This is a genomic window from Paenibacillus dauci (assembly GCF_000971985.1).
Classification (GTDB): domain Bacteria; phylum Bacillota; class Bacilli; order Paenibacillales; family Paenibacillaceae; genus Saccharibacillus; species Saccharibacillus dauci.
On record NZ_LAQQ01000008.1, the window covers coordinates 63,456 to 76,444 of the forward strand.

A 12,989-nucleotide genomic window follows, 5' to 3' on the forward strand; every position below is an offset into this window, starting at 1 on the left:
CCATGCTATGATACATGCAAAATAGAGACAAAAAGGGGTCGGATGATGCGTACTATACAGCCACACCAGGTTATCGCGGATAGCCGGTTTAACAAATTTCATCTGTTGGTGTTTTTATGGTGTTTCTTTGCGATCGGATTCGATGGATTCGATATTGCTACATATGGGATCGGGCTACCGTTTATGATGGAGGATTACGGACTCACACCTGTTGAGGCAGGGGCGATTGGCAGTTATACGCTGGTCGGCATGATGCTGGGGGCTTTTGTACTGAGTGCATTATCTGACGTGATCGGGCGGAAAAAGGTGCTGGCGATCTGTATGCTGCTCTTCAGTATCTTCTCGCTACTCGCAGGTCTGGCGCCAAATGCGACGGTGTTTACGATTATGCGGTTTATCGCGGGGATCGGGATGGGCGGGCTGATGCCGGCTGTAATTTCCCTGATGACCGAGTATTCGCCCAAGAAGAATCGGGCGCTAACGGTAGCGATTATGTACTGCGGCTACTCGATCGGCAGCATTGGCGCGGCGCTCGTAGGCATGTATCTAATGGAGAATCTGGGTTGGCGGTTCCTGTACTGGCTCGGCATTATTCCACTGTTCGCACTGCCGCTGTTCTGGAAGCAGTTCCCGGAATCGCTCTCCTACTACATCGTGCGCAAGCAGGGCGCGCCGGTCGCGGCGATATTGAACAAGGTGAATCCGCAGGGTAATTACCAGTCGAGCGATGACTTTGAATATGCAGCGGTACAGCAGCGTGCCCAGGGTATGCCGGTGAAGAAGCTGTTCTTGCAGAGTCGCGCGGTGAGCACGTTCGCCTTTTGGCTCGCGGTGTTCAGCTGTCTGCTGATGATCTATGGTCTTAATACATGGCTGCCCAAGATTATGCAGGGTTCGGGTTATGGCATTACGTCCAGCCTGTCGTTCAGTCTGGTACTGGCGATCGGGCAGATCGGTGGATCGCTACTGGGCGGGTATCTGGTGGAGCGTGTCGGCCACCGCAGGGTACTGGTCTCGCTGTTCCTGACCGGAGCCGTATGCTTTGTTCTACTGAGTATGACGTCGAATACGGCGCTGCTGTATGTGCTGATTGCACTCGGCGGTGCCTGCACAGTGGGTACGCAGAATCTGGTGAATCCATACATTTCCGAATACTATCCAAGGGAGATCCGCGCGACAGGAGTTGGGGTGAGCGTCGGCGTCGGACGAATTGGAGCGATATTGGCACCTGTGTTGATCGGGCTGCTGCTGGCGACGAATATGGCGCCGCAGAACGCCTTTATGTTCTTCGCGGTACCCTGTCTGCTCGGAGGGGTGGCGTTCCTGCTGGTACAGGAGAAGTATGGCAGCTTCGATAAGATGAAGGCTACGCGCAGTGTACGGGCAAAGCTGGCGGGAAATGAAGTGGGATGATATCCCACATGAGTAAACAAAAGAAGCCTGTCGATAGTAGACAGGCTTCTTTTGTTTTATTCACCAGGAAGCAGGCTTTCTCTGGAATAATACTTTGTTGTTACAACTGCTCTACATAATAATCGAACAGAAGAAATCCTGGAAGTCTGGCAGCATTTCTAATCACATGTTTTATTTGTCTCTTCGGGTGTGAAATATTGTTCCGTTTCAAAATCTTTGAGTTCACTTGCCTAACGCTTCTGACCGATATTGTTCCAGCAACTTCATCGACTCCTGAATCCCGTCTTTGTTATCCAGATGTACTGCACTTTGGAAGCACTGCATGAGGCAATCCAGACCTTTGTTATATTCCTTTTTGCGGAAACAGTAGTGGGCGTATTCCCTGTTGAGTGTATAGTATCGCAGCACTTTGAACTCTTCTTTGTATGTTCCGACCTGAAACAAATAATCGGCAGCAGGCTCCAGATACTCGTCAAACTCTCTGAGATATTCATCGATATGATATTCATGCGTATTGGCAGAAATGATCAGCGTGATCAATCCGTCCAGTATTTCGTCTTCATTATTTTGCAGTAATTCCACGTATTCGGGTATGACGGACTGGTTGCCCAACCGGATCTCTACGGAGAGGGAGTTGGCTTTGGCAATAAATTTGAATTGTTCCACTTCCCGCTCTCCTGCTTCACTCAAACGACCAAACCAGCTCAAATCGGCATACCCATGGGTGTACGTCCGAAATTCATCATACATGGTCTGGTATTCATAATAATGGGATTTCAGCAGATAAGCCTGACCGTAATAGTAGACAAAATGTCGATTGGTTACAAAGGACTCCTGCTGCCAGCTTTTATTTGCAGCAATGCGATGCACCATTTCAAACAACTCATCTACATATTTAATAAATGAATCCATATCTTCTCTGGCACCAAAAAAGTGACAAAGCAGAATCAATCCATCCAGCAAAATATGATCCGGCAGCTTGTGCCGATGCGGGATAAACTGCATCGCTGCCTCTACATTCTTGCGTGGGTTGGAACTGTGCATCTGGAACAGCCGATAGTAACTGATCGCCAGCCGTTCCGACTGATTCGACCGCTCACTCTCTACGACATATCCGTACAGCAGCGCAGCCGCTTCCTTTTGCTCATTCTGGTACAGCTCTTCGGCCGTCTCGAAAATAAGCGGGATTTGCTTGAGATCGTCTGCAGCATGCTCCAGGATTAACCGGATATCTTCAAGTCGTCCAATCTCGGCACAACGGATCAGCAGCATCTTGATTCTGCGCCAGTGACCGCCTTCCTGAAAAGATTCTTCTATATATAACGGATAATAATGCCCTTCCGGCAGTTCCATATAATGGGTTATCGCATCCAGCATGGGCACCGACAGCATCTTGGGAGGATTGCCGTTGATGGCGGCGCTCAGAGAGCCTCTGTTGATTCCGGTCGCAGTAGATAGCTCACCCAGATTAATCTGGCGATCGGCGAGGAACTGCTGAATATGATGCTGGATGGTCTCTCTATAATTCACGTCTATTCCTCCCGCTAGCTTCTAGTGCGCCCCGGTCCCATGTCTAGCCTGGTATCCTGTAACGTCGATTGTTCCATTATATGATGACTATCCCATCCGATAAAACCTCATTTTGGTTACAACTTTCCTCTGCTAACAGGCTCCTAACCATATGTCAGGAGCCTGTTATATCCAGCCTACTTGATTCGCTGCCGCAGTTGCATCTCCCGGACATCCAGTTCACGATGCCGGGTTCGGAAGTTCTGAATCGTACTGTAAAAGGCCAGCACCACGACTCCAACGACCAGCAGGGACAGTACATAATAGAGAGCATCTATACTCACGGTCATCACATCCTTTGGCCAGTAATGTATCGCTCTTACTCCTACCGTACTATATTACGCACCGAATTACCAATTGATTACCAGCCATATTCTATTGCTAGGCGATTCGCTCTTCCTGCTGATCGAACAGTAGATCCATAAGCAAAAACCTGCCCATAACCGGGCAGGTTCCTGTTGGATTAGCTTCATGCCCCGTATACAGCAAAGGCAAATCCATGGCTGGTCTTGGATCGTCTACTAGGAATGCGAACCGACTGCCGGTTCATTCGGCCGCTGATTCAATTGAAGCTCCAGCTGCTGCAATTCCAGTTCACGATTGCGAACTTTATAGGTCTGTACTGTCGTATAAAAGGCGAGCGCAATAACTCCGACAACCAGAAAAGCCAGACTGTACATAAGCACGGTGAGTCCCATAATAATCAACACTCCTTTCGTGATCACATGCAGGAAATCAGAATCGCCTTTGTTTAGGCGTAAACTGTCTTTGGAGTATATAAATATGTGATAAGGCCCGTTAGTTTGATTTGGAAAATACAGGTACTACGCTACTATATCTGTTAGCGAATAGCTACGTATCTGGGGAAATCGCAACCTCTGTCTCTGTATGGGGTTACATATGTCCGCCTATTCCACTGTAAGATTGTAGTCAGAAGGCTGTGCAGCCTAATCTTCCATCAACAGCACAACCATGCAGGGTGCGAACGTTATTTCTATTTGCCCATCTGAATAAATAGCATTTTTTACAGTACTTGCTAGTGCTCTGAAACTTCCGGCTCTTTTCTCCTGCTCATTTTGTACCGGATTCGACAATATTCCAGGTATGATTAAGAGCCAAAGTTGCAGTCCTTCTCTCCTGGTACTACTTTGAATATAAGAGTGCTTATGTAGTCAATTGTTCCTTCACCTGACATTTTGGTCTAATATAGTAGCGGTAAGTCAGCAGACTTCAGCCAGATCCAGAAGAGAAAACAGCTTATAGCTATTACATCGTCAATGTCCGGCTTGCCGGAATACTCTATACTTTATTCATATTTTCATTTTATCGTTATTTTGCATCTATTTACTTCGTCTACTCTATACCATCTATTCGGGAGGTTCTCATGAATCAACGTTTACTTTTAATCGAAGACGATCTCGCGATCAGCGATATGGTCTGTTCCTATTTAGTCAGAGAAGGTTATGACATCGATACCGTCTATGAAGGAGAACATGCAGCGGCAGCCTTTATGCAAAAACCGTACGATCTGGTTCTGCTTGATCTGATGCTGCCGAGACTCGGTGGATTTGAAGTGCTGCAGCAGATTCGCAGTACCAGTCTCGTTCCTGTCCTCATCATGTCCGCCAAAAACAGTGATCTGGACAAAGCGCTCGGTCTTGGATTTGGGGCAGATGATTATATTGCCAAGCCCTTTTCGATGATTGAGCTAACGGCACGGGTGAAGGCTGCGATCCGTCGAGCTAGTTATGCGCCACAGCAGCATCCGACAGCGGTATCCGATTCTCCTGATGCTGGTCTTCCTGCTGCCAGTTCGCTTATCCACTGGGCTAATCTGATCGTCGATCCGGATAACTATACGGTAACCAAAAATAATGAACCCATACAGCTGACAGCCAAGGAGTTCCAGATTCTCAAATTATTCGTGACTCATCCCAATCGGGTATTTACCAAATCCCAACTGTATGCCAGCGTATGGCAGGACGAGTATTACGGCGATGAGAATGTGATCAATGTACATATGCGCAGACTGCGGGAGAAGATCGAAGATGAACCTTCCAAGCCGCAGTATATCAAGACACTATGGGGCATCGGCTATAAGCTGGGAGAACCGGGATTATGATGATAGCCCTCCTGCTGCTGTTGATTCTCGTGCTGCTCATTGTCCTCTTCTCCCAGCAGAATCGTCTGCGGAGCCGCTCACGGGAAATGCGCTACGTGCATGACAAGCTGAATGCCATTCTCGACCAGCAGACACAGGAAAGGCTGCTGCTGGTCAGCTCGGACCCTCGTATTCGCGAGCTATTGATTGATCTGAACCGGCTGCTGGATGTGAATCACCGGGGTATCGTGGAGCGTGCACGACTGGAAAGTTCCATGCGCAATATGCTCGCCAATATGTCTCATGATCTCAAGACGCCGCTGACTGTTGTACTCGGCTGCAGTGAGATGCTGCAGCGCAGCGATCTGCCGGAAGGTGAACAGCAGCAGATTATTCAGTCTATCCACCGCAAGTCAGCGGAGACGATTGGACTAGTGAATGCTTTTTTCGATCTGGCCAAGCTGGAGTCGGGAGATGCAGCGCCGGATATGTCGCGGGTCGAACTTGGTGAACTTTGCCGGCGCAACATGCTCAGCTTCTATGATCTGCTGGACCATCAGGGAACTGAAGTCCATATTGAGCTGCCCGAAGAGAAGGTACATATTATGGGCAATACCGAAGCACTGGATCGCATCCTCAGCAATCTGATCTCCAACAGTATCCGCTATGGACTGGATGGTGCAGTACTGGGACTTCGTCTCTATACGGATGCCGAGTATGCCTATATCGAAGTCTGGGATCGTGGCAAAGGCATCGCCGAGAGTCATCAGGATCAGGTATTCGAACGGCTGTATACGCTGGAAGATTCCCGTAATCGTACCTATCAGGGCAGTGGCCTGGGGCTGACGATTACCAAGCGTCTGACCGAGCAGATGAACGGCCGGATAGCACTTACCAGCAAGCCGTATGTACGAACCACTTTTACGGTATCTTTTCGCAAAATGTCCTATTAAACTTTCTTATTCTTTAATCGTCCATGCAAGGTGCAGCATATCCGAACAGAGCATACGCAGCTGCAGCTTAAGAATTAAGTAAGAATCGATTAAGAAAAAAGCAAACTCCCCTCCGTACAATAAAGAGTATCAATATACAGCAAGCCGTAGCCATCATGGCTGCAAGAGAGAGGATGATGGATAATGGAGTATATTTTGCGGACGCAGCAGCTTACCAAAGCCTATAACGGGCATGAAGTCGTCAGACAGGTAAATATGAATATACGCCCGGGAGAGATATACGGATTTCTCGGACCCAATGGAGCAGGCAAGACGACGGTGATGCGAATGATCATGAATCTGGTCAAACCTACCAGCGGCGAGGTTGAATTGTTCGGTCAGGCGATTACGGGACATTCTTACGAAATGTTCAAACGGATGGGCAGCATTATCGAATATCCGGTCTTCTACGACAAATTATCTGCCCGGGAGAATCTGATGCTGCACGGTGAATACATGGGCTACTATGATCCGGATGCTGCCAAGGAAGCGCTGGAACTGGTCAAGCTGGGCAACCTGGATAACAAGCCGGTCAAGCAGCTATCTCTCGGAATGAAGCAGCGGCTCGGTATTGCCCGGGCGATCATGACCCGGCCGGAGCTGCTGATTCTGGATGAGCCGATTAACGGACTGGACCCTGCCGGAATTAGAGAGCTGCGTGAAATCTTCCGGATGCTCAGCCGCGAGTATGGCATGACTTTGCTGATCTCCAGTCATATTCTCGGAGAGATGGAACAGATCGCAGATACGATCGGTGTAATTCATCAGGGCCGGCTCGCTGAGGAAGTATCCATGGCAGCGATTCGCGACCAGCAGACTGCCTTCATCGAACTGGTCACTGCGGATACAACCCGGGCTGCTTATGTGCTGGAGAGCAAGCTGAATCTTGGTAATTTCAAAATTATCGAACCGAATACGATCCGTATCTACGACGGCGATATCACTACCCGGGAGATCGGTAAAATGATGGCACTGGAAGATATCGAACTCGACAGCCTGAACAAAAAGCAGCACTCCCTTGAAGACTACTTCCTGCAGCTGACCGGAGGTGAGCATATTGCTTAAATTAATGGCACTGGAATTCCGTAAGCACCAGGTTGTCGATGTACTGTTCAAGGGTGTAGGTCTCGCTATGCTCATTATCATCACATTTGCCTGCCTGCTCGTATTTGTCGATCTGGAAGAAAGCGTAAGCTTTAATACGTATGCGGACATTTCCGATATGATACTGATTTTTACCAAATCGACCTTTTTGATCTTCTCGTCGGTTCTGCTGTGCCGGCTCGTTATTAATGAATACAAAAATGGTACGATCAATCAGCTGTTCACGTATCCTGTCTCCCGTAAAAAGCTGATGGCAGCCAAACTCGCCATGGTGTTCCTGTTTACCTTTATAACCATTGTTATGACTTATGTGGTTACTGGTGCCATCGTGCTAGGGATCAACCATTATACAGGACGGATTCAGGAAGTGCTGACCGGAGCAATGGTCATGCAGTATCTGCTGAATCTGGTTATTAACGCTTTTTGGTCGGCAGGGATGAGCCTGATTCCTCTATTCTTCGGAATGCGTCACAAGTCGGTTCCGGCGACCATTGTCTCTTCGGTATTTATTACGATTATTTTATCGAGCGATTTTGGTTCTTTTCAGTTGAGTGATTTTGTGATGGTATCTGTAGGATTTGCTGTAATTGGTGTGGGATTTGCCTATATGGCGATCCGCAATATCGAGAACAAGGATATTGTCTGAATCTATATGAATAAAAATGAGGTGAATATAATGTTGGAATGGCTGGATCTTCATTACAAAAAGCTGGTTGGTTTTCTCGTGCTGCTCATGCTGATCAATTTCGTCATGCTGAATGTGGGCTGGAATATGTGGGTCATACTGGTGTACGTACTGCTCACGGCTCTTCATCATCGCAAAGATATTCGCAGCTATCTGCAGTTCTCTTCCCGTCAGGAAAAGATAGCCGGGGTACTCGGATTCGTGGCGATCGTGGCGGTAGCTACCGTACTGATTATCTATGGTCTACGCTGGATTGCAGCTATGGAGATGTCTGTGGTGCTGCAGTATATCTGGATTATGATTGTCTGCTTTGGTCTGATGTCAGCATACTTTTATATGATGCGCTCGATCAAAAAGAAAACAAACAGCTCCAACTCTTGAATGAACGAATATGCCAACCAATAATACTCCTGCCAAAAAGCGCTGATACTGTCATCCTACAGTCAGCGCTTTTGGCATGCCTTCAGTCTTCAATACGGATCAATGGTTTTTCTACCGTTCAGCGGTTGAGATGACCGTGATACAGCCACTGCCCATTATCGCCTTTGACATAATCAAATACCAACTCATACGACGGAGTCCCGTTATGACTGACGACAGCAAAAGCCAGTTCGATATGCTGCGGGTCACGCGGGAAATAATAGCGGTATTCCAGATTGTCCAGACTGATATTTTTGAGAAAAGGACGCTCGTAGTCATCTACCGTAATCGTTTTTTGCTCTGCGTCGACTTTTACATCCGGTGCAGAAACAGAAGTTATGTAAGCGGAATCATTCTTGCTCATGGCAGTGATCAGGTCAAAGGATAGGTTAATTGTCTCCTTGAGTGCCATTCGGGCATTCTCGTCATAATGAACTCCTGCGTTCTCCTCTACTGCTTGAGCGGCTTCCATTGTCTGGATGCTGACCGTATTGGTATCCGCCTTGTCTGTAATCGGGCTGGAAGATACAGATGCAGGATTTGCCGGTGTTCCACTCGTCAGAGGATGATTACCCCCTGCCCCGGAGCATCCCGACAATAACAAGGTAAGTACGGCAGGCAGTACTACAAATTTAAACGCTCTCATATGTATGTCCTCCTTGTGTTGCGGCTATAAGACAGCCGATGTATTTCTACACAATCCCAACGTGGCGGCTTGAAGCGGTATAGTACCATATTACCCGAAATGGACAGCTTTTGAATACCATCTTCGCTGCCAGATCATGTTATTAACGCCCCGTTATATAACCGTCAGTTCCCCATATCCTCGCCTTCTACTCCCGGCCGCATGTTATTCACAAGTCATCTATCTGGTTAATTGTGTCTATGCTGCTCTGCCTTCTGGTCAGCTGGCAGCCTACGGTTGTTCGGTCGGCATCTGATAGATTACATCATGGTAATATTCGCTGTTCTTCCGGAGCTAACTGAATTACTTGTACAAACTATATTTAAATTAGTAACTATTCTTGCCCAGTTCAACATGGTAAAATAGTCAGGCACGGTTTATGCAATTGTGCTGAAGTAGAGATCGCTTTTACGGTCTGCCTTTTGAATTCATGTGGTTAACACATTAAGTTACTCGCAAGTATTTATACTATGATTTATCCTGCGCCTGTCTGTTTTTACTCGTTTCTATTCGAAATCCATGATTCCTTACCACTCTCCGGCATGATGATACACCGAGAAGATGCAGCCTGCTCTGTATCCTCGTTCTTTACCGGCTATGTTCTTAGACAGCCGGCTGTTCGTTTCTATGCTGAGATACCGGTGAGGACATGGATTTTTTTGTTATACAGCATGTAAACCATTTTAATTCAGATAAGGTGCGATGAAGATGACTACAAATGTACTGGAACAATTACGACAGGATACGGCGGATGCTCATCAGCAGATTGAGAATAATGCCTATGCCCGGTCCATGATGGACAAAAGCATGACCCTGCCGGAATATGTTTCTTATTTAAAACTGTTTTACGGATTCCTGAAGCCGCTGGAGCAGCAGGCGGTACAGTCAGGATTGCCGGAACAGCTGGGCTTTGATATGACGATCCGTGGCAAAGCCGCTTTGCTGGAACAGGATCTGCTGCATCTGGGACTTACTCGCGAGCAGCTGCAGCAGCTGCCCCTCTGTACGCAGCTGCCGGATATTTCTACACCGGCGCGGATGATTGGCTGCTTTTATGTCATTGAAGGCTCCACACTGGGTGGACAGATTATCACCAAGCAGCTGATGAAATTCCTGCCGGTAGAACCGGGCGCAGGGATCTCTTATTTTAATGGATATGGTCAGGACACCCGCGAACAATGGATGGGATTCCGTCAAATGGTACTCGAAGCCGGTGCATCGGAGCAGGACAGTCAGGAAATTGTTCATTCCGCAAGAGAGACTTTCGAGCTGCTGGATCAATGGCTGAGCGCATAATTTAAATACTACCCAAGAACGGAGGCCTGTCCATTATGTCTGATGCTCAAAATAAGGAAAATCAACCGCTAAACCGCTCACTATTAACGGATGGCGGATATGTTACCCAGGAACCGATCGATCTGACGAATTGTGATCGTGAACCCATTCATATTCCAGGGCGCATTCAGCCTCACGGGGTACTGCTCGCTGTCACCAAGGATAGCGAACACCAGATTGTACAATGCAGTGCCAACTCCGGTGACCTGCTGGGACGTCCAGTCGATGAACTGCTCGGTCAGCCACTAGAAGCCATTATTGGTGAAGAGCAGCTGTTCACACTGCTCAAAGGCGATCTTAGAGCAGAAGCAACATCGGATCTGCAATATACCGAAGTCGCTATTGAAGTCGGTGAAGAGATCGTTGATTTCTTTGTTGTACTGCATGAGAGTGAAGGACTGATCATTCTGGAGCTGGAGATTTCCTCCAAGGAAGATGACCGGATCTTTAATGAATTTGAATGGATTCGCAGCTTTTTCAATCTGGTTAAGCAGACCAGTAGCCGTGCCGAGGCCAGTCAGGCGGCGGCCGAACAGATTCAGGATATGCTCGGTTATGACCGGGTGATGATCTACGAATTCGATCAACAGTGGAATGGTAAAGTTATCGCAGAATCCAAAGCAGATGGACTGGAGCCGTTTCTCGGTCACAATTATCCGGCATCCGATATTCCCAAGCAGGCACGGGCGCTGTATTTGCGCAACTGGCTACGGGTAATTGTGGATGTGAACTATGAGCCGGTAGATGTACTGCCGGCGGTACAGCCGCTGACCGGGAAACCGCTGAATCTCAGCTTGTCCGTGCTGCGCAGTGTATCTCCGCTGCATATCGAGTATCTTCATAATATGGGCGTAGGCGCAACACTGACTATTTCCCTGATCCATGACAATCAGCTGTGGGGACTGATTACCTGTCACCACTATTCACCTAAATATATTTCCCATCGTCTGCGCAATCTGTGCAACTTCCTCGGTTCGTTCTTCTCCAGTGAGCTCTACCAGCGCCAGCAGCTGGACAGCTACGAAGGCGAACTGCAGCTGCGCAAACAGGCACTGCGTATCTCCAGCATCTTCACCGGGGCTACCAATGCCGTACGTGTCGCTGAACAGCTGCAGGATGAAGAGGAAACGTTGCTCGGCCTCATGAGCGCTTCGGGTGCTGCAGTCAGCTACCAGGATAAGCTGCTGCTGTATGGTGTTACACCAAGCCCGGGCCAGATACGTGAACTGGCCGGTTGGCTGGGCAGCCGTTCCCGGGATTACGCTTATGCGACTTCCCGTCTGAGTCTTGAATACGAATCGGCCAAAGCCTACAAGGACAAAGCTTCCGGCGCGTTGTACCTGGCCATTTCACCAGGTCAGCAAAACTACATTATATGGTTCCGCCCGGAAGTGGTACAAGTTGTCGACTGGGCAGGCGATCCGGCCAAAGCGGTAATTCAGGAAGACGATGGCGTTCGCCTGTCTCCGCGCAAATCGTTTGAGAAATGGAGACAGGTCGTCCAGTCTACTTCCCTGCCTTGGCAGAACAAGGAACTGAATATTCTCCCGGAACTCAAGTCCATTGTGCACCAGCAGACCGAGAACCAATTGCGCCAGATCGAAGATCAGGCTCTCCAGGATGCTCGTACGCTGCGCCGCAATGAACAGCGGTATATGCAACTGATGGAAATGTCGCCGGTCGCCTTTTTCACCCTGACGAATCGGCATATTATTTATTCCAATAACCAGGCAGCCGAGCTGCTCGGAGTTGGGCAATCCAGCGAACTGGTCGGGCGCGACTTCCTGCAGTTTGTTCAGGATAATTTCAAATCGGACATGATCAGCTATCTGGATCAGTTGGAGCAGAATCTGATCCATATGATCTCCAATAATTCCTGCTTCCAGAACGTAGAAGGTGAATCGATCAAGCTGGAACTCACTCTTGCCTCGATCAGCTATGGCAGCAAGCCATCTGTCATGATCATCGCACGCGAAGCCCAGCAAGAAGCCGGACTTACCGAAGCCTACACCGTCATGAGTGATCAGCTGCAGAGCTATATGGCTACCGATCCGCTGACCGATATGCCCAACCGTATTGCCTTTGAAAAGAAAATGCTGGATGACTGGTATACCGCTATCCAGCAAAATCAGCAGGTATCCCTGCTGCTGATCGACATCGACGATCTGCGTGAATACAATGCGATCCATGGATTGAATGGTGGCGATCTCTGCGTTCAATGGGTCGGCGATGTACTGAATGTAGTCAGTTCCAAATACAGCGCCGATATTGCCCGCTTCAGTGGCGGCACCTTTATGATGAAAATCCAGGGTTGTGCCGAAGAGCAGGTCTTCGAACTTGCTGACGAAATCCGCAGTAATGTACTTGCTCTGCAAATTCCGGCAGATATGTCCAATTCAGGCGAATACATCACTGTCAGCGTCGGCGGAATCATCCTTACTCCAGACCCGCTGATGCATCCGACCGATCTGATCCTGCGTGCTGAAGAAGCGCTTATGCAGGCGAAGAATATGGGCAAAAATCAAGTTTCCTTTCTTTAATTTATTCAGCTGACCAGAAAGTGGTTCTGACAGCAGCATATTCACCCTCTATCCGTTTGTGGATAGAGGGTATTTTGTTATGTCATGTGGTAGATGACTGTATGTGCCTGAGCATATGGTTGTGGACGAAATACTACTGCTATGC

Annotated in this window: 12 protein-coding genes; 8 read left to right on the forward strand and 4 right to left on the reverse strand. The window is 48.4% G+C overall.

Annotated features, from left to right (window positions below; translation table 11 throughout):
* Positions 1-42: 42 nt before the first annotated feature.
* Positions 43-1,413 (forward strand): MFS transporter, encoded by a 1,371-nt coding sequence (locus WH46_RS20700; protein WP_231584393.1) that lies wholly within the window; start codon positions 43-45, stop codon positions 1,411-1,413.
* Between the two features lie 222 nt (positions 1,414-1,635).
* On the opposite strand, the gene WH46_RS20705 is transcribed toward WH46_RS20700, so the two are convergent.
* The 3 genes from WH46_RS20705 to WH46_RS24315 form a co-directional block, all read right to left on the reverse strand.
* Complete coding sequence (locus WH46_RS20705) at positions 1,636-2,943, reverse strand: helix-turn-helix domain-containing protein (RefSeq protein WP_052714319.1); 1,308 nt, start codon at positions 2,941-2,943, stop codon at positions 1,636-1,638.
* A 176-nt stretch (positions 2,944-3,119) separates the two neighbouring features.
* Positions 3,120-3,266: a hypothetical protein gene (locus tag WH46_RS24310; protein ID WP_197088302.1), complete on the reverse strand. Its 147-nt coding sequence runs from the start codon at positions 3,264-3,266 to the stop codon at positions 3,120-3,122.
* A gap of 237 nt (positions 3,267-3,503) precedes the next feature.
* Positions 3,504-3,680: a hypothetical protein gene (locus tag WH46_RS24315; protein WP_197088303.1), complete on the reverse strand. Its 177-nt coding sequence runs from the start codon at positions 3,678-3,680 to the stop codon at positions 3,504-3,506.
* A gap of 686 nt (positions 3,681-4,366) precedes the next feature.
* Here WH46_RS24315 and WH46_RS20710 point away from each other — a divergent pair.
* The 5 genes from WH46_RS20710 to WH46_RS20730 all read left to right on the forward strand — a co-directional run bounded on the left by WH46_RS20710 (position 4,367) and on the right by WH46_RS20730 (position 8,245).
* Positions 4,367-5,104 carry a response regulator transcription factor gene (locus tag WH46_RS20710; RefSeq protein WP_046228181.1) on the forward strand — a complete coding sequence of 246 codons (738 nt, stop codon included), beginning with the start codon at positions 4,367-4,369 and terminating at the stop codon, positions 5,102-5,104.
* Positions 5,104-6,036, forward strand: a complete 933-nt coding sequence (locus tag WH46_RS20715; protein WP_046228301.1) for a sensor histidine kinase — start codon at positions 5,104-5,106, stop codon at positions 6,034-6,036. The genes WH46_RS20710 and WH46_RS20715 overlap by 1 nt, the downstream gene beginning before the upstream one ends.
* A gap of 183 nt (positions 6,037-6,219) precedes the next feature.
* Entirely contained in the window at positions 6,220-7,140 is a 921-nt protein-coding gene (locus tag WH46_RS20720; protein ID WP_046228182.1) for an ABC transporter ATP-binding protein, read from the forward strand.
* Positions 7,133-7,825 carry an ABC transporter permease gene (locus tag WH46_RS20725; RefSeq protein WP_046228183.1) on the forward strand — a complete coding sequence of 231 codons (693 nt, stop codon included), beginning with the start codon at positions 7,133-7,135 and terminating at the stop codon, positions 7,823-7,825. Before WH46_RS20720 ends, WH46_RS20725 begins: the two co-directional genes overlap by 8 nt.
* A 30-nt stretch (positions 7,826-7,855) precedes the next feature.
* Entirely contained in the window at positions 7,856-8,245 is a 390-nt protein-coding gene (locus WH46_RS20730; RefSeq protein ID WP_017811645.1) for a hypothetical protein, read from the forward strand.
* 118 nt (positions 8,246-8,363) lie between these two features.
* On the opposite strand, the gene WH46_RS20735 is transcribed toward WH46_RS20730, so the two are convergent.
* Positions 8,364-8,930, reverse strand: coding sequence for a hypothetical protein (locus tag WH46_RS20735; RefSeq protein ID WP_046228184.1), 567 nt, complete (start codon positions 8,928-8,930; stop codon positions 8,364-8,366).
* Between the two features lie 747 nt (positions 8,931-9,677).
* Here WH46_RS20735 and WH46_RS20740 point away from each other — a divergent pair.
* Together WH46_RS20740 and WH46_RS20745 are read left to right on the forward strand one after the other, a co-directional pair.
* Positions 9,678-10,265 (forward strand): biliverdin-producing heme oxygenase, encoded by a 588-nt coding sequence (locus WH46_RS20740; protein ID WP_046228185.1) that lies wholly within the window; start codon positions 9,678-9,680, stop codon positions 10,263-10,265.
* A gap of 35 nt (positions 10,266-10,300) precedes the next feature.
* Positions 10,301-12,844 (forward strand): sensor domain-containing diguanylate cyclase, encoded by a 2,544-nt coding sequence (locus WH46_RS20745; protein ID WP_046228186.1) that lies wholly within the window; start codon positions 10,301-10,303, stop codon positions 12,842-12,844.
* Positions 12,845-12,989: the final 145 nt, after the last annotated feature.